General features: G+C 57.5%; 23 protein-coding genes and 1 tRNA gene. 18 read left to right on the plus strand and 6 right to left on the minus strand.

Translation table 11 applies throughout. The annotated features are described in order from the left end of the window. Positions 1-13: 13 nt before the first annotated feature. Positions 14-105 (minus strand) — tRNA-Ser (locus ABIT76_15600). A gap of 86 nt (positions 106-191) precedes the next feature. Between ABIT76_15600 and ABIT76_15605 the strand changes: the two genes are divergently transcribed. The 18 genes from ABIT76_15605 to ABIT76_15690 all read left to right on the plus strand — a co-directional run bounded on the left by ABIT76_15605 (position 192) and on the right by ABIT76_15690 (position 17,652). Next, positions 192-680: a hypothetical protein gene (locus ABIT76_15605; protein MEO7934574.1), complete on the plus strand. Its 489-nt coding sequence runs from the start codon at positions 192-194 to the stop codon at positions 678-680. 177 nt (positions 681-857) lie between these two features. Then, positions 858-1,865, plus strand: a complete 1,008-nt coding sequence (locus ABIT76_15610; GenBank protein ID MEO7934575.1) for a LacI family DNA-binding transcriptional regulator — start codon at positions 858-860, stop codon at positions 1,863-1,865. A gap of 88 nt (positions 1,866-1,953) precedes the next feature. Continuing rightward, positions 1,954-2,508, plus strand: a complete 555-nt coding sequence (locus tag ABIT76_15615) for a proteasome accessory factor PafA2 family protein (protein MEO7934576.1) — start codon at positions 1,954-1,956, stop codon at positions 2,506-2,508. Continuing rightward, a complete protein-coding gene (locus ABIT76_15620; GenBank protein ID MEO7934577.1) occupies positions 2,418-3,341 on the plus strand; it encodes a proteasome accessory factor PafA2 family protein in 924 nt (307 codons plus the stop codon). Before ABIT76_15615 ends, ABIT76_15620 begins: the two co-directional genes overlap by 91 nt. 320 nt (positions 3,342-3,661) lie before the next feature. Beyond that, a complete protein-coding gene (locus ABIT76_15625) occupies positions 3,662-4,105 on the plus strand; it encodes a hypothetical protein (GenBank protein ID MEO7934578.1) in 444 nt (147 codons plus the stop codon). Next, entirely contained in the window at positions 4,095-4,388 is a 294-nt protein-coding gene (locus tag ABIT76_15630; GenBank protein ID MEO7934579.1) for a hypothetical protein, read from the plus strand. Before ABIT76_15625 ends, ABIT76_15630 begins: the two co-directional genes overlap by 11 nt. A 251-nt stretch (positions 4,389-4,639) precedes the next feature. Then, complete coding sequence (holA, locus tag ABIT76_15635; GenBank protein MEO7934580.1) at positions 4,640-5,764, plus strand: DNA polymerase III subunit delta; 1,125 nt, start codon at positions 4,640-4,642, stop codon at positions 5,762-5,764. A gap of 108 nt (positions 5,765-5,872) precedes the next feature. Then, a complete protein-coding gene (gene lptD / locus ABIT76_15640) occupies positions 5,873-8,299 on the plus strand; it encodes an LPS assembly protein LptD (GenBank protein MEO7934581.1) in 2,427 nt (808 codons plus the stop codon). 32 nt (positions 8,300-8,331) lie between these two features. Beyond that, a complete protein-coding gene (locus ABIT76_15645) occupies positions 8,332-9,636 on the plus strand; it encodes a UDP-glucose/GDP-mannose dehydrogenase family protein (protein ID MEO7934582.1) in 1,305 nt (434 codons plus the stop codon). Positions 9,637-10,154: 518 nt separating this feature from the next. Next, positions 10,155-10,523 carry a hypothetical protein gene (locus tag ABIT76_15650; GenBank protein ID MEO7934583.1) on the plus strand — a complete coding sequence of 123 codons (369 nt, stop codon included), beginning with the start codon at positions 10,155-10,157 and terminating at the stop codon, positions 10,521-10,523. A 12-nt stretch (positions 10,524-10,535) separates the two neighbouring features. Beyond that, a complete protein-coding gene (locus ABIT76_15655) occupies positions 10,536-10,943 on the plus strand; it encodes a hypothetical protein (GenBank protein ID MEO7934584.1) in 408 nt (135 codons plus the stop codon). Positions 10,944-11,082: 139 nt separating this feature from the next. Further along, the gene (locus ABIT76_15660; GenBank protein MEO7934585.1) at positions 11,083-11,853 is read left to right on the plus strand and encodes a hypothetical protein; all 771 of its coding nucleotides are present in this window, start codon (positions 11,083-11,085) and stop codon (positions 11,851-11,853) included. 73 nt (positions 11,854-11,926) lie between these two features. Next, on the plus strand, positions 11,927-13,144 hold the full coding sequence (locus ABIT76_15665) for a transcription antitermination factor NusB (protein ID MEO7934586.1): 1,218 nt from the start codon (positions 11,927-11,929) through the stop codon (positions 13,142-13,144). Continuing rightward, positions 13,141-14,202 carry an acyltransferase gene (locus ABIT76_15670; GenBank protein MEO7934587.1) on the plus strand — a complete coding sequence of 354 codons (1,062 nt, stop codon included), beginning with the start codon at positions 13,141-13,143 and terminating at the stop codon, positions 14,200-14,202. Before ABIT76_15665 ends, ABIT76_15670 begins: the two co-directional genes overlap by 4 nt. 36 nt (positions 14,203-14,238) lie before the next feature. Beyond that, entirely contained in the window at positions 14,239-14,757 is a 519-nt protein-coding gene (gene msrA / locus ABIT76_15675; protein MEO7934588.1) for a peptide-methionine (S)-S-oxide reductase MsrA, read from the plus strand. A gap of 109 nt (positions 14,758-14,866) precedes the next feature. Then, the gene (locus tag ABIT76_15680) at positions 14,867-15,769 is read left to right on the plus strand and encodes a sulfate ABC transporter permease subunit CysT (GenBank protein MEO7934589.1); all 903 of its coding nucleotides are present in this window, start codon (positions 14,867-14,869) and stop codon (positions 15,767-15,769) included. Next, complete coding sequence (gene cysW / locus ABIT76_15685) at positions 15,770-16,669, plus strand: sulfate ABC transporter permease subunit CysW (protein MEO7934590.1); 900 nt, start codon at positions 15,770-15,772, stop codon at positions 16,667-16,669. Next, entirely contained in the window at positions 16,666-17,652 is a 987-nt protein-coding gene (locus tag ABIT76_15690; protein ID MEO7934591.1) for a sulfate ABC transporter ATP-binding protein, read from the plus strand. The genes cysW and ABIT76_15690 overlap by 4 nt, the downstream gene beginning before the upstream one ends. 22 nt (positions 17,653-17,674) lie before the next feature. Here ABIT76_15690 and rpoD read toward each other — a convergent pair whose 3' ends face one another. From rpoD to ABIT76_15715, 5 genes are all read right to left on the minus strand, one after another. Further along, complete coding sequence (rpoD, locus tag ABIT76_15695; protein ID MEO7934592.1) at positions 17,675-19,768, minus strand: RNA polymerase sigma factor RpoD; 2,094 nt, start codon at positions 19,766-19,768, stop codon at positions 17,675-17,677. Positions 19,769-19,808: 40 nt separating this feature from the next. Then, complete coding sequence (gene dnaG / locus ABIT76_15700) at positions 19,809-21,602, minus strand: DNA primase (protein ID MEO7934593.1); 1,794 nt, start codon at positions 21,600-21,602, stop codon at positions 19,809-19,811. Positions 21,603-21,933: 331 nt separating this feature from the next. Next, positions 21,934-22,137, minus strand: a complete 204-nt coding sequence (thiS, locus tag ABIT76_15705) for a sulfur carrier protein ThiS (protein MEO7934594.1) — start codon at positions 22,135-22,137, stop codon at positions 21,934-21,936. Next, on the minus strand, positions 22,130-23,263 hold the full coding sequence (thiH, locus tag ABIT76_15710) for a 2-iminoacetate synthase ThiH (GenBank protein ID MEO7934595.1): 1,134 nt from the start codon (positions 23,261-23,263) through the stop codon (positions 22,130-22,132). The genes thiS and thiH overlap by 8 nt, the downstream gene beginning before the upstream one ends. A 48-nt stretch (positions 23,264-23,311) precedes the next feature. Further along, complete coding sequence (locus ABIT76_15715) at positions 23,312-24,571, minus strand: glycosyltransferase (GenBank protein ID MEO7934596.1); 1,260 nt, start codon at positions 24,569-24,571, stop codon at positions 23,312-23,314. Positions 24,572-24,660 lie beyond the last annotated feature (89 nt).

Below are 24,660 nucleotides of genomic sequence, written 5' to 3' on the forward strand. Positions count from 1 at the left end.
AGCTAGAAAAAAGTGGCGGAAGGGGTGGGATTTGAACCCACGATGCCTTTAACAGCATGCTCGATTTCGAGTCGAGTACATTCAACCAAGCTCTGCCACCCTTCCGTTATTGGCGGAATGTGCGTGTTTCGCCGGTGCTTTGCAAGCGAGAAAGCTTGTTATTCAGCCCTCGTGGATTTGTAATTTCCGCCATGTTCCCCCAAATCCCCCCGGATGTGGCTGCCGCAAAAAAGACCTTCCCCTGGTGCATCGCGCTGGGGCTTGTTCTGGGCTGGCCTGCTCTTCTGATTGCTGCCGACCCCACCCCCGAGGCGATGCCCTCCGCCACGGTTAGCAGTGCCACTGGAGCAGACAAACTGCCCGCATGGATTCCGATTTATCCCGGCTGGACACTTACCTCGGACGGTGGTTTCCATGTGAAATCGGGTGAAGACGCCACCGGTTCCATCGCCGGGACGACGAAGGATGCCGTCACGAAAGTGAGCGGTTATTACAAGGACACGCTGGAGAAAGCGGGGTTCAAATGCACGGAGACCAACACCCGCGTCGGAGCCGTCGAGATGAGTTCGGTCTCAGCCAAAAACGAAAGTCTCGGACAGGAAATCACCGTGAGCATTCAGAAAGATCAAGCCCGCCCCGATGCGCAGGTGACGCTGGTTTACCAAAGCAAAAAGCCCTGAACTGGACATTCGGAGTTGCATTCAACTGTCCCGCGTCCAGAAGCCAATGCGGCTCGCTGAAAACGATGAAATGGCCGCATTATTCAGTTCCGGCTTCAAAAGTTGCAAAAAAAGGGCATTTGCCCCCTAGCCAAACCACCGGAAGCGCAATACAGTTCAAACGTGCAAAGACCTAGAATGCAGGACATCGCCACCCAAGCAGGGGTGGGAAAAGCCACGGTTTCTCTCGCTTTAAGAGACGATCCCAGAATCCGCCCCGAGACGCGCCGCAAGATCAAGGAAGTGGCAGATCGCCTTGGCTACCGAAGCAATCCGACCGTCGCTAATCTCATGGCGCAGCTTCGGGCCAGCCGCGAACCCAAGTTCCAGGCGACTCTGGCTTTTCTCAACGCCTCGCCTCGCGACGCCGAACTCAAGTCCGAGTCCACTTTCCAAAACTGGCTGCGCGGTGCCAAGGAGCGCGCCCACGTTCTCGGCTATGAAATCGACTACTTCTGGCTACACGAGCCGGAAATTACCTCGGTCCGGCGTCTGAAAATCCTCCAGTCCCGCAACATTCGCGGAATGATCCTCGCCGCTCCTTTCGACGAATCCTCCATCAATCTCGACGATCACATTCTTTTTCCCGGCTTCGCCAGCGTCGCGCTCGGCCGCAAACTCGTCGAGCCCTCCCCTCACTACGCCTGCAACGACCAATACGACACCGCCATCACCGCCATGTCGCACATCTATAAGAAAGGCTACTCGCGTCCGGGCCTCGTTATTTCCGAGCAGTTGGATCGTGCTGTGGAATATCGTTTCTCCGCCGGCTACACCTCCGCGCAGAAAATTCCCGACGCGAAGACCGTTCTCCCCGTGCTCTATTTTGGCGACGAGGCCGCCTTCGGAAACTGGTTCCGCAAAACGCAGCCTGACTCGATTCTCACCGACAAAGTCATCCTGCGCGAATGGATCAAAAAACTTCCTGGCGGCGAAAAAGTCGGCTTCGTCCACATGGATTGGGACCCGACGCTCACCGACTGGGCGGGCACCAACCAGAACAACGACAAAGTCGGCGCTGCCGCGGTGGACATCCTCATCGGGCAAATCCATCGCAACGAATCCGGCCTGCCTCCGTTCCCACGGTCGATCATGATTGGCAGCACGTGGGTCGATGGAGACAGCCTCCCGCAGAAAAACGCCTAACTCCGCATCTTCCCAATCGAACACCGCGATCCGCTCTCAGAGTTGATTCGCGGTTTTCTTTTGCCCCGGCGCGGGTAATTTCCCGGCCATGGATCGCATCGTCGGGATCGAGATCGAATACGGCTGCCTCGCCACCGGCCCCCTCGCCGCCTCCTGGCCAGCGCGGGTGAGAAATTTCCTCTTCGCCGAACGCCAGCGCGGCCTCATTGACCAGCATTACCGCGATTACGAGGAGCCTCCCGGCAACGGCGGATTCCTCTTCAATGGCGGCCGCCTCTACCTCGACATGGGCCACCTCGAATACGCCACCGCCGAGTGCCTCGACCTCCATGATCTCGTCGCCCACGAGCTCGCCGGCGACCAGCTCATCCTCGAAGCCCTCCAATGCCTGAGTGAAATGGAACCCGACTCTGACGTTTCCTTCCTCAAAAACAACATCGACCACTTCACCGACGCCACCTTTGGCTGCCATGAAAACTACCTCATGCAGCGCGACGCCCTTTTACCGACGGTGCCCTCGGAGCCCTCCTCGCCTTCCTCGCCACCCGGCAAATCTTCACCGGCAGCGGACGCATCGGCAGCGCCGCCCCACAATTCTACACCGACCCCGAGGAGCCCCTCCTCACCCCGCAGTTCCAGATGAGCCAGCGCGCCGACCACATGGTCAACGACATCTACCAGTGGGTGCAATTTAACCGCTCCATCATCAACGCCCGCGACGAACCCCTCGCCGACCCGCGCCGCTACCGCCGCCTCCACCTCCTCATCGGCGACTCGAATATGAGCCCCTACGCCATCGCCCTCAAAGTCGGCACCACCGCCCTCATCCTCCGGCTCCTCGAAGAACAGGCCCTCCCCACCGACCTCGCCCTCCTCGACGCCGTCCATACCACCCGCACCCTCTCGCGCGACATCGGCGGCGCCTGGCTCGTCCGCTTGGAAAATGGGGAAACGATCAGCGCCATCGACCTGCAACTCGCCTTTCTCCGCGCCGCCCGCGACCGCTTTGCCCACGAAAACCCCGAGACCGACTGGGTCCTTGCCCAGTGGGAATACGTTCTCACCCATCTGCGCAGCGACCCCGAGAGCCTCCTCGGCGGCGTGGACTGGCTCACGAAACACTGGCTGCTCCAGCTCTTTGCCGACGCCGAACACCTCGCCTTCGACGATCCGTGGATGCTCAGCCAGGACCTCGAATACCACAACATCGACCCCGCGCGCGGCCTCTTCCACTCCATCGAGAGCGCCGGGGAGATCCGCCGCTTTAACGACTCCGCCCGCCGCGCCAACGCCCTCGGCGAGCCCCCGGCCAACACCCGCGCTGCGGGTCGTTCCACCGCCATGCACCGCATCCGGGAGCGCGGCCTTCCCTATTTTCTCAACTGGGACGCCGTCGCCCTCGACGAACACCGTACCCTGCTCCTGCCCGACCCATTCCGCCCTTACTCGACTGAAGCCGCCGCCTTCCTGCCCTAAAGAACGCCCTTTCGGCCTCCCAGGCATTTGCCCTCCAGAAGCGGTCCATGGAGCGCATCTGTCCTCAGATGCCACATGTGCCCGACTCCCCCCTTCCGGCCAGCGATACGCCTTCTGCCACTCCGCAGCCGACCCGGCTCCAGCCAACCGACCCGCCTCTCGTTCCCAAACTCCGTTTGGGAATGCTACTATCCCGTGAAACTCCCAATTCGCCTGCACGCGCACCAAGAACAGAGATGAAGGCCTGTTCGAGTGAATCTGTCTCAGTGTTTGACCGATAACTTTCGTCTATAATAGGTTAGGCATTCGGGTATTTTTCCATGAAGCGAACGATTTCATCCGCTGCCCACTCGGCATTCAAGATGCTTATGTTGTTTTTCTCCTTCTTGTTCGTTCTGATGTTCATTGTCTCGAGTATCGACTCAGGTCGAATTCGCTGGGACCGAGTTTTATTCCCAGGAGGAGTTCTGGCGCTTTTTCTTTGGTTTGCTATTTCACGCAAGACTATCCAGATGGATGACCATTTTTTGTATGCTTCTGTTTTTCGTCGCGTTGCTGTCATCCCACTTGAGCAGATTTCCTCCGTTCGCGAATCCATTGGCATGAGAGATCGATCTGTAACGATTCATTTTCACAACACCACACCTTTCGGTCGTTCTATTACCTTTTCTCCGACCTATAAGCTTACTGGGAAGCCACATCCGATCGTTACCGAGCTTTCGGCATATGCTCATGCACCAACCAACGCACCTTATGAGCATTGATATTGAAGAGAAACTTCTACGGATGGATAAGAAGCTTGAATCCAAGTGGCGATATATTTTCATACATGGCGTTCTGGTTTGTGGTCTGCCATTTTGGGGCATTGGGTTTGCAAATCGCTATTTCTTCCACCACGACCAGCATTTGATACGGAACTCAATAATAGGATTGCCTTTTGCCTTAGTGTTGAGCTTTGCCTATGGATATTATCAGTGGCTATTTCCTTTTTGGCGGACTGGCTGGCTTCATTGGGTTCTCAAGATCACGCACCCTGAAGCCAAGTAATAGGTTCCCTCGTTCCCAAACTTCTCTTTGGGAACGCCGTTATCCGGCGAATCTCCTGATTTGCCAGTGACGCGGGTATGGGAAGGAAACAGAATTTCCCAGCCAAGTGCGTTTCCAAACAGGAGTTTGGGAACGAGGGTGTGCGAAGGAGGCTGGTATTTGAAGGCAAGGTCACTTTTGCACCTCTACGAACCCAAGAAGGCATTTTTTCTTCGCGTCTTTCTGGCTTCTTGGTTTAACTTTTCTCCCCAATGCCTGCGGCCAAGTCTTCTTCTATTTATGCTGTCGTCGGGAGTGATGAGGCGAAGATCAAGCTGGCGGCTCGGGCGCTGGCGGAGAAGCTCTCGCCGCCGGATGCGGGGGAGTTTGGCCTGGAGATTGTGGATGGGTGTGTGGAGGGAGCGGAGGCGGCGCGCGCGAAGATACTGGAGGCGGTGCAGGCGCTGTTGACGCTGCCGTTTTTTGGCGGCGGGAAGCTGGTCTGGCTGAAGAATGCGACGTTTTTTGCGGATTCGGTGACGGGCCGGGCGGAGGCGGTGCTGGAGGCGGTGGAGTCGTTTTCGGAGTTGCTGAAGAAGGGCTTGCCGCCGGATGTGGTGCTCTTAATTAGTGCGCTGGACATCGACAAGCGGCGTTCGTTTTACAAGTCGCTCGGGAAGCTGGGTGAGGTGCAGGTGTTTGATAAGATTGAGACCGGACGTGGCAACTGGGAGGAGCAGGTGGAGGCGCTGGTGATGACGGAGGCGCGGCGGCTGGGGCTGCGGATGGAGCGGGATGCGCTGGAGTTGTTTGTGCAACTCGTGGGCGCGGACACGGGGCAGATGGGGAATGAGCTGGAGAAGCTGGATTTGTTTTTCGGGACTACGGAACCGAAGCTGGTGACGGCGGATTTGGTGCGAAGTCTAGTGGCGCGCACGAAGGAGGGGGTGGTCTTTGATTTGGGCAATGCCATTGCGCGGCGCGACTTGCGGAGTGCGCTGCGGCTGGTGGATCTGTTGTTGCGCCAGGGGGAGTCGGCGGTGGGGATCTTGCTGGTGGCGGTGATTCCAACGGTGCGGAATCTGTTGGTAGTGAAGGATCTGATGGTGCGGCACAAGTTGCGTCCACCGGAGCAGCCGTTCTTTTTTGGCAAGACGCTGGAGCGGTTGTCGGCGGAGGATACGCGTCATCTGCCGAGGAAGAAGGATGGGACGGTGAATGGGTATTCGCTGGGGATTGCGGCGCAGTCGGCGGGAAAATATTCGCTAGCGGAGTTGAAGTCGGCTCTGACGGCGTGTCTGGAGGCGAATCAGCTCTGTGTGACGACGCAACTGGATGCGTCGCTGGTATTGAGTCAGGTAATTGTGCGGGTTTGCGCGCCGGCGGCGGGGAAATAGAGGGATGAGGAGAACGGTGAAAATTTCTTCGGCATTTGCCCTTGCCAAGAGGGGTGGAACTTTGTCCCATAGCGCTCGCTTGTGACCGCTCCGAAATGGCTCTTATCTTTGATTTGTCTCCCGGCATTGGTTTGTCCAGTGCTGGCGCAGGTGGGTGAATTGACTCCCACGAAGTCGCCGGTGGAGATTTATTCCGATGGCGGCACTCGGTTTGAGGGCGGGATGGCGGTTGCCGAGGATAATGTGGTGATCTACTCGAATGGCGCACGGATGTATGGCGACTATGCCCAATACAATCCGGAAACGCATGACGTGCTCCTGAAGGGTCACGTGAAGATCTATCAGGGCAAGACGATCTTCGCGGGCGAAAGCGCGTTCTATAATCTGGACACCAAGTTTCTGCGCTCGTCGGATTTCCTAGGCGACTCGCTGCCGTATCATTTCCAGGGGGACAACCTGTATTCGATGGAGAACAGCGCGTATGCGGTGCGAAACGGCATCTTCTCGACGCACGACTCGTCGCAGCCAGACTATCACTTGCGCTCGCGCTTTGTCCGAATCTACCCGGACAACCGGATCATTTTCTCCAATGTGACGCTGTTCATCGGCCAGACGCCCATCTTCTGGTGGCCATATCTTTACCAGTCGCTCGACGAGGCCAATGCGTTTCTGGTGACGCCTGGTTACAGCGGAAAATGGGGCGCGTATCTGCTCGGCAGCGTGACTTTTCCCGTGACGGAACAAACCATTGGCCGCGTGCATCTGGATTATCGGAGCGAGCGCGGGCCGGCCTTTGGTCTCGATTTGGAATACAAAGGCGTGAAGCCCACGAACGGCGATCCGCAGAGTTACAGCAATATCCGCGGCTACATTCTGCAAGACTCGCAGACGGAGAAAAATGTGACCACGCTGGCGCGGCCCAATATCGATCCGACTCGTTATCGCTTAAGCTGGCAGGCGAAGCTTTATATGTCCGATGATTGGACGGCGACGGTCGATCTAAACAAATTGAGCGACAGCAAGTTTCTCGAGGACTTTTACCCGGCGGAAAACCGGCTCGATCCGCAGCCGGACACGGTCGCCGCGCTGACGAAGGCCTCGGAGCATTGGACTTTCACCGCACTGGCGCGGGCGCAGTGGAATGATTTCCAGCAAACCACCGAGCGTCTGCCCGAACTCGACCTCGATTTCGCTCGCAGCCGGCTCTTCGGATCCCCGATTTATTATGAGGGAGAGACCAGCGCGACGTTCCTGAACAAGGCGTTCCCGAAGGGCTCCGAGGCGACGGATGTGGATACGTTTCGGGCGGATACGTTTCATCAAATCAGCTATCCGAACACCTACTTCGGCTGGCTCTCAGTCGTGCCGCGTGCCGGATTTCGGGCGACTTACTATGACACCACGGGCACGACCACCCAGAGTCTGACGCCGTCGAGTCTGGACCGAATCGCGCAACTGCAAACGCTCGTCGCCAGCCAAAACACGCAGATCAACGACAACCGCGACCAGATCAACGCGCTCAATGCCCAGCTCGCCGTCGCTTCGCCGGGCGACGCGATCATCATCCAGCAGCAGATCAACCAACTGGAACTCGCCAACGCAAATTACCAGACATCGAACGTCAATCTGGCGAACAGCGTGACCGCTCTCCAGGGCGGCTCGACCATCGACGTTTACAACAAGACCGGCTCGCAACTGCGCACGGTCTTTAACTTCGGGGTCGAATCGTCCTTCAAGCTTTCCCGCACTTTCGACAACGTGGAGGCGCGCTGGGCCGGTCTCGATGGGCTCAAGCACATCATCCAGCCGTATTTGAATTTCTCCTACATCGCCGGTCCATCAGTGAGCCCCGACCGGATTTTGCCCATCGACGTTTACGTTCCGTCCACGCAACTCGCGCCGTTCGATTTCCCTCAAGCCACTGCCTTGGACTCCATCGACCAGGCCTCCGTGCTGCGGCTCGGCGTGCGCAATCGCTTGCTCACGAAACGCAACGACCAGAGCTTCACCTGGCTGGAACTCGACACGTTTTTCAACATCAATTACCAGAATCCCTACGACACCTCGGATTTCTCGAATCTCTTCAACCGCCTCCGCTTCAACCCTGTGCCATGGGCCGCGTTGTCCATCGACTCGCAACTCCCGGTCTTTGCGACTGGCTTCTCGGAAGTCAACACCGGCGTGACTTTTATGCCGACCTCCGACCTCACCCTCACGCTCGGCCATCGTTATTTGCAGAACAATCCGTTCTTCACCAACAGCAGCCTCGGCACCATCTCCGCCTACTACCAGATCGACCCCAACTGGGCGTTCAGTTTAAACGAGCAATACGAGTTTGAGGACGCCGTCCTTGAGAGCCAGCGCTACACGCTTTACCGCGACCTCACGAGCTGGATCGCCTCGCTCTCCGCCGTCATCCGCGACAATCGCGGCAAGGAAGACATCGGATTTTTCATCACATTCACCTTGAAGGATCTCCCTAACCTAAACTTGAACTTCAATGTCGATCCCGGCTCTACTGGCGGGCAGGACTAATCAACAACACACACATCATCAGCTAACTTAATATGGAACTTTGTATCATAGGCTCGGGTTACGTCGGACTAGTCTCCGGCGCATGTTTTGCAGAAATCGGCCATCACGTCGTCTGCGTCGATAACGACCAGAAAAAAGTCGATAAACTGCAAGCCGGCCTCATCCCCATCTACGAGCCCGGACTGGAAGACCTCGTCCATCGCAACGTCGCCTCGAAGCGCCTGCGTTTCACTAATTCCATCGAGGACGGCGTCGATCATTCCCAAGTCGTCTTCATCGCAGTGCCCACCCCGCCGCAGGTCGATGGCAGCGTCGATCTCACCTACATCGAACGCGTCGCCCGCGAGATCGCCGGCGTGCTTAAGCCCGGTCAATATCGCGTCGTCGTGGATAAATCCACTGTCCCCGTGAAGACCGGCGAGAAAGTAACCGAGACGATCAAACGCTATAACAAAGACGCCGAGTTCGATGTCGTTTCCAATCCCGAATTTCTCCGCGAAGGCTGCGCCGTGCCCGATCTCATGAACCCCGACCGCGTGGTCATCGGCAGTTCCAGCCAGAAGGCGACCGACCTTATGAAGCAGGTTTACGAGCCCTTCAAAGCGCCGATCCTCGTCACCGACATCAACAGCGCCGAGCTCATCAAGCACGCCGCCAACTCCTTCCTCTCCCTCAAAATCAGCTACATCAACGCCGTCGCCGCCATCTGCGAGGCCAGCGGCGCCGACGTGGAAATGGTCGCCGACGGCATCGGCATGGACAAACGCATCGGCCGCAACTTCCTCAACGCCGGCCTCGGTTACGGCGGCTCCTGCTTCCCGAAAGACGTCAAGGCGTTCATCGCCATTAGCAAGCAACTCGGCACGCCGTTCAAGCTGCTCGAGGAAGTCGAGCGCATCAACGCCTCCATGCTCGACCGGTTCCTCGACAAGATTCGCGCCAAACTCTGGGTCTTGAAGGACAAAAAAATCGCCGTCTGGGGCATGGCCTTCAAGCCCGACACCGATGACGTCCGCAACTCCGTCGCCATCGAACTCATCAACCGCCTCGTCGCCGAGGGCGCGCAGGTCAGTTGCTGCGATCCGAAAGGCGCTGAAAAAGCCGTCGAATGGGGCCTCGTCGATCCGGCGAAAGTCCGCGTCGTGGGCTCTCCGCTCGAAGCCGTCGAGGACGCCGAGGCGCTCATCCTCGCCACCGAGTGGCAGGAATTCCTCAACGTCGATTTTGAGGCGGTAAAAACCAAAATGCACACCGCCCTCATCTTCGACGGACGCAACCTCTACAAGCCCGAGACCATGAAAGAACTCGGCTTCGACTACATCAGCGTCGGCCGCTAGATTCGACTTCCATTCCACTGAAAAAGGCGCGGACCACCCTCCGCGCCTTTTTCGTGTCGCAGCCATTCGCCCGGAGATTCCGCCCATTCGCTTCCTCGATTCAGAAACTCCTCCCGACGCGACACTTTCTCATCATGGCCAGCCAGAAATCCGTCTCCAATTCCCTGAAACTCGCCTGAAATTTTCGCCCGCTCATCGCAACAGCCCAGAAACTCAGGCCGATTTCACAGAAACCCGCCACGAATTGTCACCTTTCGCCGTGCATTTCTCACCATTTCGAGACGAATTGCCAGAATCTCTGCTCATTTTTCGCCATTTCATCGCAAATTGCATCCCGTGCAACTCCGCTCAGGATTTCGGCTGAAGGCATTTCCTAAAGATCCTACCTTGTCACCAACCGCCGAAAGCAGGGAGCTGACCCTCGCCTCAAGTCAACACAGTCGCTCCACTACTAATCGTCATTTTGTCGTTAAAATATTTTTCTTCATATCTCTCTATAATTTTGTAACCTCAATTTCATGAAAACATTCACTATTGTAGCGTCGTTGTTGCTTTTTGCCCTTTGCGGTTCCGTTAAAAGCGAAGACATAGATAAGAGCGTAAAAACATTACCGCAATGGAAAGCCTTTGTTATAGAGAACGCAAAGCTAGAAGCTATTATTGCTAAAATCGGCAAGCCGGATCGAATTTCGGATATGGAACATACCAAATTGTATATGTGGGTTTCGAGAGTAGATAATGAAACGACGCAAGCGGCACCTCTTGGACTAATTGCGATGCCCTATAATGGGACCAATATAGTTGTTTCTATAATAAATCCTAATAGCAGTCAGCCTGAATTCTTTGAGTGGGGAGAGAAAATAATTACAGAAGCCGCCAGTAAATAAACGGAATATTTTATGCGTATCGCCACACAGGAAATTCACATTCCAGCCGAAGATTTTGGCATAAATCCGTTTTTAACTCAAGAGGGTATGCGAGACATGGTTGCAAGGGAGGAGGCAGCGCGTGACTTAGTCAAACATCCGAGGCAACTTTTGGCAGACATACATGCCGAATCACTGAATCCCAGAACAGATTTTGTTGCACGAACTCTAGCTCGAATGGCTTCAATGCAATTGCGGGTTCAGGAACAGATTGCCGAGCAAACAAAAGCAACAGAAAAACTCAATAAGACTCTACTTATTATAAGTTCCATAGCCCTGATTTTTGCCGCTCTATCTCTAGTTCTTTCAGGATTTTCGTTCTTTTACGACCATATGTCAGAATCACCTAAAGAGCGTAGCCAAATAAAGCAAAAATCATAACAAGCAGCACCACCAAACTCCACCAAAAAAAACGGGGCTGTCAACACTGCGGGTGATCATTTTTCACGGCTGGAAAAATATTATTTACCAGCGGGATTGAGCTTGCTACTTACCTCTCTCATCACTCCAACTCAATCCTATGCCCGACCAACCCACTGACCCTAACTCCGCTCCCGTTAATCCACCGTCGGGTTCCCCGAATCCAGAATCCGGTTCGCAGCATTCCACGCCGCAGGCCTTTCATCAGGCGCAGCTCGAGACGGTGAAGAATGCCGAGGGGCTCGCCCGCAGTGCCGCGAAGCCGGAACACCAGCCGAAGTTGATTGCGGAAGGGATGAGGGCTGCGACGCCTGCGGATTTATTGCTCGCCTGCAAGCAATGGCGACAGCTCAGCGGCGAGGCCGTCGATGCCACGGAGGAACGCATCGAGGCGACCGATCTGGGCGACGATGCGGAGACCAAACTCAAGCGCGAGGTGGAATATTACCGGGGCAAATGCCGGCTGGCCATTGTGCAAAATCCGGCCTGGAGCAAGTCGCAGAAAGACGCCCTCAAGGCGCGGTATTTCATCGGGGTCGATCTCTTCGGCAACGAGGGCAATGCGGGCCAAAGCGTGCAATTGATCCTCGATCACGCAGCGGCGGATGCGCTGCCGGGCGTAACAGCGGAAAGACTGGCGTCTTCGGCGCTGGTGTTGAAAGCATTTACCGAGAGCCCCGATCCGCAGAACGACGCTCAGACGAAGGCCACACGGAAGCGCAAGCTGCGCGAAGCCGCCTTTGCGGAAGTGATGCGTCTGCGCCAGGAGATTCAGCATTGTGCCGACACCGTTTATCCTTGGTGGGACGATCTCAACATCGCGTATCGCAAAGAGTTTCTCCTCCCCATCGGCCGGCCATTTACGGCTTGAGTCGGGCGAGGTGGTTCACGATAAGAGGGCGCGGAAAATTGACTCCGCGCCTTTTTCGTTTCTCACGACCTTCATGAACGCCCGCCAACTCGCCCACCGCTGTCTTTACGATTGGAATCAGCATGGCGCTGGCGGCAGCAGTTATGCCGAGGACATTTTCAATCGACTGCAACTCGAATGGGGTTTCTCCGGCTCCGAACGCGGGTTTGCGCGGGAGCTTTTCTACGGCGTGTTGCGCAACCTCAGCGCGCTGGATTTCGTTATCGACCAACTCACCAGCCGCCCGCCTGCGCTGGAGCCGCGGCTCGCGTTGCAGTTGGGTTTGTATCAGTTGCTCCTCCTGCGCACGGCGGCCCATGCTGCAGTGTCCGAAACCGTCGATCTGGTGTCACGTCCGCAGCGGGGCTTCGTCAACGGCGTGCTCCGGCGGGTCACACGCGAGTTGGATTCGATTGAAAAACAGCTCGCCGCGCAACCCGACGAGATCCGCCTGTCGCACCCGGATTTCCTCCTCGAAAAATGGGCCTGGCAATACGGTCAGGACGCCGCGCGACAGATCGCCGAATGGAATAACCAGCCCGCCGACGTGTATCTCCGGCGCAATACGTTGGTCCCGGAAGGTTCCCTGGAAGGCCTCGAGCCCACGGCGCATCCGCTGGTTTTCCGCTCCACCGGACCGCTGCAACTCACCGGCGGCGACTTTTACGTGCAGGATCCAAGCACGTTGGTCGCGCCCGAGCTGCTCGCTCCCCTGCCCCACGAACACATTCTCGATGCCTGTGCCGCGCCCGGCGGCAAGACCAGCTACCTCGCCGCGCTCATGGGCAACGCGGGCAAAATCACCGCCACCGATTCGGATGAAACTCGGCTCCAGCGCCTCGATTCCAATCTAACTCGACTCGGCGTGACCAACACCACAATCGAGACCCACGATTGGGAGACCGGCGGCGGCGAACCCGTACAACACGACGCCATTTTGGCCGATGTCCCCTGCTCGAACACCGGGGTGATGCGCCGCCGCATCGACGTGCGCTGGCGGCTGCGGCCCGAGGCTTTTTACGACGCATCGACCCGGCAGCTCGCGATTTTGGAAAATCTCCTGCCTCAGCTTCGCCCCGGCGGACGCCTCGTTTACAGCACGTGCAGCATCGACCGCAGTGAAAACGAGGAGGTGGTGGAAACGCTTTTGAAGCGTCATCCGCATCTGAGTCTGGCCAAAACCGAGCGCCGCCTGCCGCATCTCGATCAAACCGACGGCTGTTTCGCCGCCCTGCTCATCGCCGCATCGTGAAAGAACTTCCACCCTCCTATCAACCGCAGATGGACGGCCTGCGTGCGGTGGCGATTTTGCTGATTCTCGTCCATCACTTTCACGGTCCGCTGCATGAGTATTATGAGTTTGGCCCGCTCGGGGTGCGGTTTTTCTTTGTCCTGAGCGCGTTTCTGGTCACGCGTGGTTTTTTGAAGGCGCGCCGTCGTTGCGAGACGGGGAAATCGACGGCTACGGGCGAGTTTGTGGAATTTGAAAAGCGTCGGCTCATCCGCATCGTGCCGCCCTATTATCTCTTTCTCGCCATCGGCACAGCGCTCGCGATTGTCCCTGTGCGCGAGACCCTCGGCTGGACGCTGCCGTTGCTGACGAATTTCTACATGGCCCACATCGGGGATTTTCCGCCGGTCATTTCGCACTTCTGGTATATCGCGGTGCAGGAACAAATCTACCTCGTCTGGCCGTGGCTGATCTTGCTAATTCCTTTCACAAAACTCCGTCCCGTGTTCATCGGCCTGACCGTGCTCACCCTCGGCTTTCGGGCGAGTTGCATCGTCCTGGGAGCCTCCGATTACGTGCGCTGGTTCAATCCCGTGGGCAGTCTGGATAGTTTCGCCATCGGCGGATTTCTCGCCTGCCTCTCGCTGGAAAAACCGCGTCTGCTAGACCGGACTTCCACTCGACTCTGGACGGGTTTATTGGCTTTGGCGGCGATCTTGGGCGGACATTTCCTGCGTCTGCTCCCGCTGCAAAATCCCTGGAGCATCGGCTCCGAACTGCTCGAAGCCACCGGCATCGCCTGGGTGGTGGCGTGTTCCGTCGTCGGATTTCGCGGCTGGCCGGGGAAGCTGCTGGCATCGCCCGCACTGGTTTATCTCGGGAAAATTTCCTACGGCATCTACGTTTATCATGTGCTCGTTTCCGTGCTTTTCGACGCGTGGGCCTCCAGCCATCACGTCGTGCTCGGGTTGAATCTGCGTTTCGCGATTCTCACCGTGATCACCGTCGCAGCGGCGGCGCTCTCGTGGCATTTCTTTGAAACTCCCATCTTGAAGATTCGCAAGAAAACGACCGCGTAAGTTGCGGCGTCCACGTCGAAGGTTAAATTCACCGGCATGAGCACCACAGAAACCATCACGCTCGGCGCCGGTTGTTTCTGGTGCGTGGAAGCCGTTTTTCAGCAATTGCCCGGCGTGCTTTCGGTCACGTCCGGTTATATGGGCGGCAGCGTTCTGAGCCCGACTTACGAGCAAGTCTGCAACGGCAATACCGGCCACGCGGAGGTGACTCGCATCGTTTTCGACCCGGCTCAAATCACCCTGGAAACGATCCTCGGCACCTTCTGGCACGCGCACGATCCAACCACACTCAATCGCCAGGGCGGAGACGTGGGAACGCAATATCGCTCGGCCATTTACTTCGAGAACGCCGCGCAAAAAGAAGTCGCCGAGGCTTCCAAACGCGACGCGCAGGCGGAGTTTTCACGGCCGATTGTCACCGAAGTCACGCCTGCGGACACGTTTTATCCGGCGGAAAATTATCATCAGGATTACTATCGGCTGAACAAAAACCGGAATCCGTATTGCCAGATGGTGATCCGGCCCAAACTGGCCAAGCTCGGCCTCGCTCTCTAGCCCGGCGGACAGGCTCGGAAAACGGCAGACTTTTCCTTTGCCAGAATGTTGATCTAACTTATCATCATTCCCCTGAGCGGCTTGATGCGGCTTGGTCAATTTCCACTTCATGTCCGCGTCCACACGACTTTTGCCCGGCTTTCGGATCACGCTCACCGCGACGCTCCTGTATACCCTGGTGATCGTGCTCATCCCGCTGTCGGCGGCGTTTTTGAAGACTTTCACCATGACGTGGCCGGAGTTCTGGCGCGCGGTCTCGAGCCCGAGAGTGATGGCGTCTTATCGCGTGAGCTTCACCACCGCGATGGCCGCGACGCTGATCAATCTCGTCTTCGGCGGACTCATCGCGTGGGTTCTGGTGCGATATAAATTCCCCGGGAAACGCTTCATCGATGCCCTCATCGATCTGCCTTTTGCGCTGCCGACGGCGGTCGCGGGCATTGCGCTGACCACGATTTACGCGCCGAACGGCTGGATTGGAAAATATATCGAGCCTTGGAGCGATCAGGTGCAAAAACATTACGCCGACCTCAACCCGACTGGCGGCCTTGACCTTTATTTCGCCCAGAATGGACTCAAACTCGCCTTCACGCCGGCGGGCATCACCATCGCGCTGATCTTTATCGGACTCCCTTTTGTCATTCGGACCGTCCAGCCGATTCTTCAAGATCTCGATCCGGGTTTGGAACAAGCCGCCGCCACCCTCGGCGCGAATCGCTGGCAAACCACCGTCCGCGTGATTTTGCCGGAGCTTTGGCCCGCGCTGATCGCCGGCTCGGCCATGTCGTTTGCCCGCGCACTGGGCGAATACGGCTCCGTCGTTTTCATCTCGGGCAACATGCCGATGCGAACCGAAATCACCCCGTTGCTGATCGTCACCAAGCTCGAGCAATACGATTACAAAGGCGCGACGGCGCTGGCCGTCGTGATGCTCGTGATCTCATTTGTGATGCTGCTCTTGATCAATTTTCTGCAATCCCGCCTCAATCTCCGGGCGAAAATGACTGCCTAAATGTCCGCCATCGTTTCCTCTCATCATTCCAGCGCCGAGGTTCGGGCCTCCACAGGCGAATCGACCTGGGTCCGCTGGCTGCTGACTTCGATAGCACTCATCTTCATCGCCGTCGTCCTGGTTTTCCCGCTGGTCACCGTCTTCGTGGAGGCGTTTCGGAAAGGGATCGCCTTCTATTTCGAGGCGATCAAAGAACCCGATTCCATCGCGGCGATCCGGCTGACCCTGATCACCGTCGGCATCGCTGTGCCGCTCAATCTCCTTTTCGGCCTCGCCGCCTCGTGGTGCATCGCCAAGTTTGAGTTCCGTGGAAAATCGCTCCTCATTACGCTGATCGATTTGCCGTTTGCGGTTTCGCCCGTCATTTCCGGTTTGATTTACGTGCTCATTTTCGGTGCGCAAGGCTGGTACGGACATTATATCGATGCGGCGGACCCGATGTTTCCACACTTCCACGCCTGGCTGGTGGAGAAGGATTTCCGCATCATTTTCGCCGTGCCGGGGATTGTTCTGGCGACGATTTTTGTCACGTTCCCGTTCGTCGCGCGCGAGTTGATTCCCCTCATGGAAAGCCTCGGCAACGAGCAGGAGGAAGCCGCCATCACCTTGGGCGCCAGCGGTTTGCAGACGTTCTGGCGCGTCACCTTGCCTAACGTCAAATGGGGTCTGCTCTATGGCGTGATCCTTTGCAACGCCCGGGCGATGGGAGAATTTGGCGCAGTCTCAGTCGTCTCCGGCCACATTCGCGGGCTGACCAACACCATTCCGCTGCATGTGGAAATTCTCTATAACGACAACAATTCCGCCGCTGCTTTCGCCGTCGCTTCCGTGCTCGCTTTTCTGGCCGTGATCACGCTCGTGCTGAAACGTCTCGCCGAAAGCCACATCCACGAACCATGAGCATCGAAGTCACCAATCTGACCAAGCGTTTCGGCACGACCGCCGCCTTGGAAAACATCAATCTCTCCGTCGAACGCGGCGAGTTGATTGCCCTGCTCGGCCCCTCCGGCTCGGGAAAAACGACGCTTCTGCGCATTCTGGCCGGACTCGAAACGCACGATTCCGGCACGGTCTGGATCAATGGCGAGGACTCGACCCAAGTCCCGGTGCGCAAGCGCCAGACGGGATTTGTCTTCCAGCATTACGCGCTTTTCCGGCACATGAACGTGTTTGAAAACATCGCCTTTGGAATCAAAGTCCGCCCTTTTTGGAAGCGCCCCAAGTCGTCTGAAATCAAGGAAAAGGTCAACCGGCTCCTAGATCTCGTGCAGCTTTCTGGATTCGGAAAACGCCTCCCATCGCAGCTTTCGGGAGGTCAGCGGCAACGCGTCGCCCTCGCTCGTGCCCTCGCCATTGATCCCAAACTCCTCCTGCTCGACGAGCCGTTTGGCGCACTCGACGCGCGTGTTCGCAAAGATCTTCGCCGCTGGGTCCGCGAGTTGCACGACCAGCTTCACATCACGACCATTTTCGTGACGCACGACCAGGATGAGGCTCTCGAAATCGCCGACCGCGTGGTCGTCATGCGCAATGCCCAAATCGAGCAGATTGGAACTCCCCAGGATGTCTATGACCATCCGACGAGTCCGTTTGTGGCGCAGTTTTTGGGGACGGTTTCCGAGATGAATGTCGAGAACGGCACCGCTTACATTCGCCCGCATCACGTCGAACTCGCGATTCACTCCAACAGCGAGGCCCAAGTGGAAATGATCGTTCGCGAGATTCACGCCGCCGGTCCGATGGCGCGTATTGATTTGGAACGCGCCGACACCGGTGAAAAAATCGAGTCGGCTCTCACTCGTCAGGCGCTGAACGAATTGCAACTCGTCAGCGGCCAGCGCGTCTTCGCCAAGATTCGCGAAAGCAGCGTCTTTCCGAAATAACGAAAGACGCCGCAAAGCGGAGTTAGACTTCGTTCGCTTCGAGGAAACCCTCGAGCTGGCGGATGCGGGTCGGGTGCCGCATTTTGCGCAAGGCTTTTGCCTCGATCTGGCGAATGCGCTCCCGAGTGACCTTAAACTGGCGGCCCACTTCTTCGAGCGTGCGGCTGTAGCCATCGACGAGACCGAAACGCTGCTCCAACACCTGGCGTTCGCGCTCGGTCAGTGTGTCGAGGACGTCTTTAATTTTCTCCTTCAACAGGACGATGGCTGTCATGTCGCTCGGGTTTTCCGCGCTTTTGTCTTCGATGAAATCACCGAAACTGGTGTCGTCCCCGTCGCCGACGGGCGATTGCAAGGAGATCGGCTGCTGCGCCATTTTCAAGACGGCCCGAACACGTTCGACTGGCAGTTGAATCTCGTCGGCCACTTCCTCGGGGCTCGGCTCACGTCCGTAATCCTGCACGAGCTGCTTTTGCACGCGCATCAGCTTGTTGATCGTCTCGATCATGTGCACCGGAATGCGAATCGTCCGCGCCTGATCCGCAATCGAACGCGTAATCGCCTGGCGAATCCACCATGTGGCGTAAGTGGAAAATTTATAGCCGCGCCGATACTCAAATTTCTCCACCGCCTTCATCAGGCCCATGTTGCCCTCTTGAATGAGATCAAGAAACGAGAGCCCGCGATTCGTGTATTTCTTGGCGATGGAAATGACGAGGCGCAGGTTGGCCTCGACCATTTCGGTCTTCGCCTTGAGCGCCTTGCGGAGCCATTTTTTCAGCTCGTCGTATTCGGCGTCGAACTGCGCAGGCGTCTGCCACAAGCGGAGTTCCAATTCTTTCAGCTTGGATTTGTAATCCGTCTTTCCAGCGGCCACAGCCCCGTCTTCCTGCTTGGCAGCCTCGGCCATGAGATGATGCAACATGCGCGCGGTCTCGTCGGCCTGATGGACAAATTCCTCAGTGACTTTCTGCTTGAAGTAAAATTTCGGGTAGAGCTTTTGCAGCGACTCGTGGGCTTTTCCAAAGGCGGTTTTGTCCACTTTGCCTTCGACTGCTTTAACAGACCGGCCATGCTTGCGATACAGGCTGGCGACGTCGCTCGTGAGCGTCTCCACCTGATGAATCAACTTGGGCAGGAGCTTCATGTAGCGCTCCCGGCTTTCGATTTTTTTGTCGAGAATCACGCGGTCAAAGCGCTCGCGGCCTTCGAGCAATTTCTGGGCGAGATCGAGATGGGCCCGCGAGGTAAAACCGAAGCGGTTGATGTGCTTTTGGACCATCACCTCGGCGTCCTCGATGCGCTTGGAAATTTCCACTTCCTGCTCGCGGGTCAGCAACGGGACCTGGCCCATTTGCTTGAGATACATGCGGACTGGATCGTCCAGAATGTCGAGGCGGTTGTCGGCTTTTTCCTCCTCCTGATTGCTGTCGTCTTTGTCGTCTTTTTCGTCGTCGCTGTCCTTTTTGCCGTCCTTGTAACGATCCACTTCCGAGGCGTCGATCAGGTCGATTTCGAGCAAACGCAGCCGGGAAAGAATCACTTCCATCTCGTCTGGATCGGTCACGGCGTCGGGCAGGGATTCGTTGAGATCCTCGTAAGTGAGGTAGCCCTGCTCCTTGGCGAGTTTGATCAGCTCGCGGATTTTTTCGTGCGTCTCCGGGTTGTGCTCGACGAAAGGAGCGCGGGCGACTTCGACCGCTGGCTTGGCGGAAATGGGCTCTTTTTTGACGCTCGTTTTGGAAGGTTTTTCCGCTTTTGAAGTTTTGACCGACTTGGCTGATGCGTCTGCAACTGGAATGGCCTTTTTACCGGAAGATTTCTTCTTTTTCTTCGCGGCGGGAACTTTCTCTGAAGCCCTGGATTTCTTGGAAACGGCGGCGGGCTGGCTCTCCGCGCCAGTCAACTCAGACTCGAATGAAGCTGGCTGGGAAGCCTTTTTGGCCTTCGCCTTCGACTGGCTGGAAATATGCGGAACCAGCTCATCCAGAGGAGCTTGCTCGGGTGGAATATCCAGATCGCGGGATTTTTTCGACTGCTTTAAGAGACTTTTACCAGAACCTTTGGCTTTAACTTTGTCATGTTTGAAGGATGGACGGGTCTTGGGATTCGGCATAACCAGCTCTGGATGATTAACAAACTGCCCGCTCCATTTTTTAGAACGGATCCTCGGTCGAGATCGAGGGCTGCGGAACTTCCATGAGGACGGTTTTGAGGTCAAGGATTTCTTTCTGTTGTTTTTGCCACGGGGCGATGTCCTGACCGGCGGCGAGGGCAGTGATGAGCGATTGCTGGACGCGTTTGAGCTGGCGGCTGATCTGGGTCGCGCAGAAATCTTTCCAGAAACGGTGGGCGGATTCCTCGGCGTCGGCGAGACGTTCGTTGAGCAGGCCGACTGCGTAGGCTTCCTCGGACGAATCGAGCGAGGACAGGAAGGATGAAATGGAACTCGGCTTCTGCGCATCGACCGGCGAAAAGATGATTTTCTCGAAGAAATCCGCCCCGGCCTGGCCCTCGATAACTTTCAGCCACGGCTGTGAACGGATCGTTTCCCGCAGCGACAAACTGCGCAGCGCAAAGAGGCAGAGCATCCGCATGGCGTGCGTCGGCGGCTCGAATGGCAGCCCTTCGTCAGGCGAATTTTCATTCGAGTTAGAGGCGACTGGACGGTTGCGCGGGATGAGCTTTTCAAAGTCCTCCCGCAGAATCCCGATCCGCGACACCGTCTTGCTGATCGCGTCCTCGCGCACCACGGGGTCCTTCGCCAGCGCGATAAACTCCCCCATTTTCCGCGCAAACTGCTGGCGCGCCCGCACATCCGCATTCCCCGGCAACCGCGCGATCTGGAAATCGAAGAACCCCGGCGCGTTCTCGATGATCTCGCGAAACGCATCCGGTCCCTGCGTGCGTATCAGCGAGTCGGGGTCCTCCCCCGGCGGCATCGTCGCGACCCGCACGAGCAAACCCTGGTCGAGCAACGCCGCCAGCGAACGCTCCGCCGCTTTTTCACCCGCCGCATCCGCGTCGAAACACAGTACCACCCCCTCCACAAACCGCTTCAACATTCCGGCCTGACGCTCCGTAAACGCCGTCCCCTGCGGCGCGACCACGTTTCGCACCCCGGCCTCGAAGGCGCTGATCAAATCAATCTGCCCTTCGCAGACGATCGCCGTTTTCGCGTTGATCAGATCCCTCTTACTCGCATGGAGGCCAAAAAGGACGTTGCCCTTCGTAAAGAGCATCGTCTCCGGCGAGTTCACATATTTCGCAGTGTCCGAGGCATCGAGCACCCGACCCGAAAACGCGATCACCTCCCCGTAATCATTGCGAATCGGAAACATCAGCCGGTCGCGAAACCGGTCATAATACTCCTCGCTCTCCTCCCGCGTGCTCACCAGGCCGCTCTTCGCAATCTCATTCCGCGTAAACCCCCGCAACTCCGCGAAATGGCTCAACGCATCCCACGAATCCGGCGCGTAACCCAGCGTCCAATTCACCGCCACCTCGCCCGTCAGCCCCCTTCCCTTCAGATAATCCCGCGCCTTCGCCGCCGCCGGAGTCCTCATTAAATTTCGGTGAAACCAATCCGCCGCCTCCTTGTGCAACTCCAGCAACCGCTTCCTCAGCCGCAGCCGCGCATCGTCCTCCGCCGACATCTGCTCCTCCACAATCGCGATCCCCGCCCGGTCGGCCAGCCGTTTCACCGAACTGACGAAATCCAGATTCTCATACGCCATCACAAATCGGAACACGCTCCCGCCCGCCCCGCAGCCGAAGCAATGATACGATTGACGCGCCGGATTGATGTGGAAACTCGGCGTCTTTTCATTGTGAAACGGACACAGCGCCTTCCACACCGACCCCGCGCGCTTGACCGGGAAATACGACCCGATCACCTCCACAATGTCATTCGCGGCGGCCACCTGCTCGATCGTGTCTGGAGGAATCATACCCATCGGCGCCGAGTGTAGCCGATTGTCCCCCGATGCGAAACGGCTTTCCTAAACAACCCCGCGCCCGGCCTTGATCCGAGTTTCATATCCATGGCAGCAGCCCCTCCGAGAAGCGCGGGCGGCCCGCCGGCCCCATTCCAAGCCTCGCCGAATGGACGTTTCCTCTGGAAGCGCCACTCCTCCCTCTCGACCTCACAGTTCATTCCTGCGCACCTCTGCCCCGACCCTCCCGACCTCACAGTCGGGGCGATGCCGGTCCTTCGGACCTGATTCGACTGAAACTCGAATCTATAAATAGGCCGACCCTAACGGGTCTAGGGACACCAGCCTACCCCCCGGCGACGACTCGGATGAATTCGATCTCGTCGGCCTCGGCGATACGAATGGAACTCCACTCGTTTTTGAGCAGCGCGGTGTGGTTGTGCTCGATGATGAGGGGTTGATTTTCCAAACCCAAAACGCTGAGAAGCTGCGGGAGGGTGAGGTCGGGCGGGACGGTGCGGGCGATGCCGTTGACCGTGATCTCAATCATGGTGGAGGATGGCGGCGTCCCAGTCTTTCCAGACGGCTTCGTAGCCGCGCTCGCGCAGCACTCCGGCGATCTCGCTCGGGGTGCGTTCGTCGGCGATTTCAAACTGGCCCGTGGCCGACTCCGCGCCGCTCGTTTCGGCGACGGGACGACCGCGAACGGTAAGATGCAGCGATTCCTTCCCCTGCCCCGTGTAACCGCCCGGCTCGGTGTGGCTGCCAGCGCTCATCATGGTGATGCCGAGGGGAATCATGGCGTCGCGCAAGGCAGCGGGTTCGCGCGTGCTCAGGACGATGCCAATTTGCGGAAAGCAGAGGCGCAGGGCGCAAACGAGCTGGACGTATTCGCGGTCGGGCAGACTGTATTTCGGCGAAAATTCCCCCGCCGCCGGGCGCATGCGCGGCAGGGAGACGGTGAGCTGCGCCTTCCAGCATTTCCGCAGAAGATACTCGAGGTGACGCGCGAGTGCATTCGCCTCAAACTCCCATTCGTAGAGGCCGAACAACGCCCCGATGCCGATCCGGCGGAAGCCTGCGTCGTAGGCGCGCTCGGGGCAATCCAGCCTCCAGTCGAAGTTTTTCTTCGGTCCAGAGATGTGCAACTCGGCATACGTCTCGCGGTGATACGTTTCCTGGTAAACGACGAGTCCCTCGGCTCCGGCGGCGACGAGCGGGGCGTATTCGGCGGTTTTCATGGGGCCGACTTCCAGTGAAATGGACGGCATTTCCTCGCGCAGCCGGCGCACGCAACGCTCGAGGTAGCCATTGGAGACGAATTTCGGATGCTCCCCGGCGACGAGGAGGATATTGCGAAAACCTTCCGCCGCCAGATGCCGCGCCTCGGCGGCCATTTGCTCGACTTCGAGCGTGACGCGAACGATGGGGTTATCGCGGGAAAAGCCGCAATACGCGCAGGTGTTGATGCATTCGTTCGACAAATAGAGCGGGGCAAAGAGCCGCATCGCCTTGCCGAAATTGCGCGCGGTAATCGCGGAACTTTCCGCCGCCATCTCCTCCAGCTTCGAGTCGGATTTGGGTGAAATCAGACCCGCGAACCTCCGCAGCAACGGCGAGAGCGGAGTTTGAGTCTGATGGTAGGAATCGGAAAATGACACGGCGTCGGCCAACATGGACGACGCCTGCCCAAAAGACAACTTGAAGCCGGATGGAGGCCGGAATTAAGCCGCGACCGTTTCCGCCGTTTCGACTGGCTCCAAAACATCGCTGATGTGCTGCTCCAGACGTTCGACAATGGCGTCCCAGGAATTCAGCTTGGTGAGTTCCAGTCCGAGTTGAATCGCCTCCGTGTCGGGCGAGGAAACGGCGCGTTCGCAATAAGAGATAAACTCCTCGTGCGAGTGCGACACGGCGACCACGTCGGAGAATTGCAGGATCACGTCTTCGATCGCGGTCGAGACGATGGGTCGGCCCGTCGCCATGTATTCGAGGGCTTTCGTGGGATTGATAAATTCCGTCGCCTCGTTGATTGCAAACGGCATCAGGCAAACGTCAAACGCCTTCACGTAACTGGGCAGTTCCTCATATTGACGCCCGCCGACCCAGTGGAGATTTTCGCGCTGTGGAAACTGCGCCGGATCGACCTTGATCACAGGGCCAACCACCACGACCTGCCACTCGGGATGTGCGTCAGCCATTTTAGCTAGAAGGTCGTAATCCATCCGCTCATCGACGCAGCCAAAGAAACCTAGTACCGGTCCTTGCAAGTGAGCCAGGTCCGCAGGGATCGGAGTCTCCTCCAGACGCGCCTTGCCGAAGTGCGCGATCTCCACGCCGCAGCCATAGGAGTGGCAGTTTTCATTGTGCAAAACCTTGGCCTGATGAATCTTCGGCCCACCTGCAAAGACGACATCGGCGAGTTCCAGTAGAATGCGCTCGCGCCGTACTAACTCCGCTGGCGCTCCGCGAAATTGCGAGAGCTGATCCATGCAATCATAGACGTTGGCAATCTCATTCATCTGCCCCGCAAACGCGGTCACCGCCATGGGATCGTAGAACCATTGCACGGGTTCGAAAAAAGTTTCCCCCAGTGGACCGGCGAGCAAATCCTCAACGACTTTGCGCCGCTCGGCATCGACCCGCGCAGCGTCCTCGCGCCATGCTTCGGGAAAATGCGGGCGCACGACAGTGATGTTAGGAAACTTCTCCTGCTGCGCGATGGCGATCTCAGTCGTGTCGTTCAGATGTCCCAGATACCAGGGCTCCTCGACGAAGAGGATCGGATGATTTTTGGAGAGCCGGGAAAGAAATTGCTGCGGCCTCTGCCAGACCCAATCCCAGCGCAAATGCGAGTGAACTAGAATGGGATACTCGCGGTCGGCTTTCATCTGCCTTCTGTTTTTCGCGACGTCGTTTTCAGCCGCCATCACATGCAGGGATTGCGAAGATTTACCGTTGGTGGTGTGGTCGATGGTTCTCATATTTCCTATCACAACGCGCGGGACACCGCGAGTGTTGGTAAGTGTTCGCCCTGATGACATGATCCGCGCGAAAGCCAGCGCGAAATATG

The organism is Chthoniobacterales bacterium (assembly GCA_039930045.1).
In the GTDB taxonomy this organism is placed as follows: Bacteria; Verrucomicrobiota; Verrucomicrobiia; order Chthoniobacterales; family DASVRZ01; genus DASVRZ01.

What these genes read in the sequence shown, in the direction of transcription:
- ABIT76_15605 (MEO7934574.1), top strand. Translation starts at nt 192, where the DNA reads ATGTTCCCCCAAATCCCCCCGGATGTGGCTGCCGCAAAAAAGACCTTC.
- ABIT76_15610 (MEO7934575.1), top strand. Translation starts at nt 858, where the DNA reads ATGCAGGACATCGCCACCCAAGCAGGGGTGGGAAAAGCCACGGTTTCT.
- ABIT76_15615 (MEO7934576.1), top strand. Translation starts at nt 1,954, where the DNA reads ATGGATCGCATCGTCGGGATCGAGATCGAATACGGCTGCCTCGCCACC.
- ABIT76_15625 (MEO7934578.1), top strand. Translation starts at nt 3,662, where the DNA reads ATGAAGCGAACGATTTCATCCGCTGCCCACTCGGCATTCAAGATGCTT.
- ABIT76_15630 (MEO7934579.1), top strand. Translation starts at nt 4,095, where the DNA reads ATGAGCATTGATATTGAAGAGAAACTTCTACGGATGGATAAGAAGCTT.
- holA (MEO7934580.1), top strand. Translation starts at nt 4,640, where the DNA reads ATGCCTGCGGCCAAGTCTTCTTCTATTTATGCTGTCGTCGGGAGTGAT.
- ABIT76_15645 (MEO7934582.1), top strand. Translation starts at nt 8,332, where the DNA reads ATGGAACTTTGTATCATAGGCTCGGGTTACGTCGGACTAGTCTCCGGC.
- ABIT76_15650 (MEO7934583.1), top strand. Translation starts at nt 10,155, where the DNA reads ATGAAAACATTCACTATTGTAGCGTCGTTGTTGCTTTTTGCCCTTTGC.
- ABIT76_15655 (MEO7934584.1), top strand. Translation starts at nt 10,536, where the DNA reads ATGCGTATCGCCACACAGGAAATTCACATTCCAGCCGAAGATTTTGGC.
- ABIT76_15660 (MEO7934585.1), top strand. Translation starts at nt 11,083, where the DNA reads ATGCCCGACCAACCCACTGACCCTAACTCCGCTCCCGTTAATCCACCG.
- ABIT76_15665 (MEO7934586.1), top strand. Translation starts at nt 11,927, where the DNA reads ATGAACGCCCGCCAACTCGCCCACCGCTGTCTTTACGATTGGAATCAG.
- msrA (MEO7934588.1), top strand. Translation starts at nt 14,239, where the DNA reads ATGAGCACCACAGAAACCATCACGCTCGGCGCCGGTTGTTTCTGGTGC.
- ABIT76_15680 (MEO7934589.1), top strand. Translation starts at nt 14,867, where the DNA reads ATGTCCGCGTCCACACGACTTTTGCCCGGCTTTCGGATCACGCTCACC.
- cysW (MEO7934590.1), top strand. Translation starts at nt 15,770, where the DNA reads ATGTCCGCCATCGTTTCCTCTCATCATTCCAGCGCCGAGGTTCGGGCC.
- ABIT76_15690 (MEO7934591.1), top strand. Translation starts at nt 16,666, where the DNA reads ATGAGCATCGAAGTCACCAATCTGACCAAGCGTTTCGGCACGACCGCC.
- rpoD (MEO7934592.1), bottom strand. Translation starts at nt 19,768, where the DNA reads ATGCCGAATCCCAAGACCCGTCCATCCTTCAAACATGACAAAGTTAAA.
- dnaG (MEO7934593.1), bottom strand. Translation starts at nt 21,602, where the DNA reads ATGATTCCTCCAGACACGATCGAGCAGGTGGCCGCCGCGAATGACATT.
- thiS (MEO7934594.1), bottom strand. Translation starts at nt 22,137, where the DNA reads ATGATTGAGATCACGGTCAACGGCATCGCCCGCACCGTCCCGCCCGAC.
- thiH (MEO7934595.1), bottom strand. Translation starts at nt 23,263, where the DNA reads ATGTTGGCCGACGCCGTGTCATTTTCCGATTCCTACCATCAGACTCAA.
- ABIT76_15715 (MEO7934596.1), bottom strand. Translation starts at nt 24,571, where the DNA reads ATGAGAACCATCGACCACACCACCAACGGTAAATCTTCGCAATCCCTG.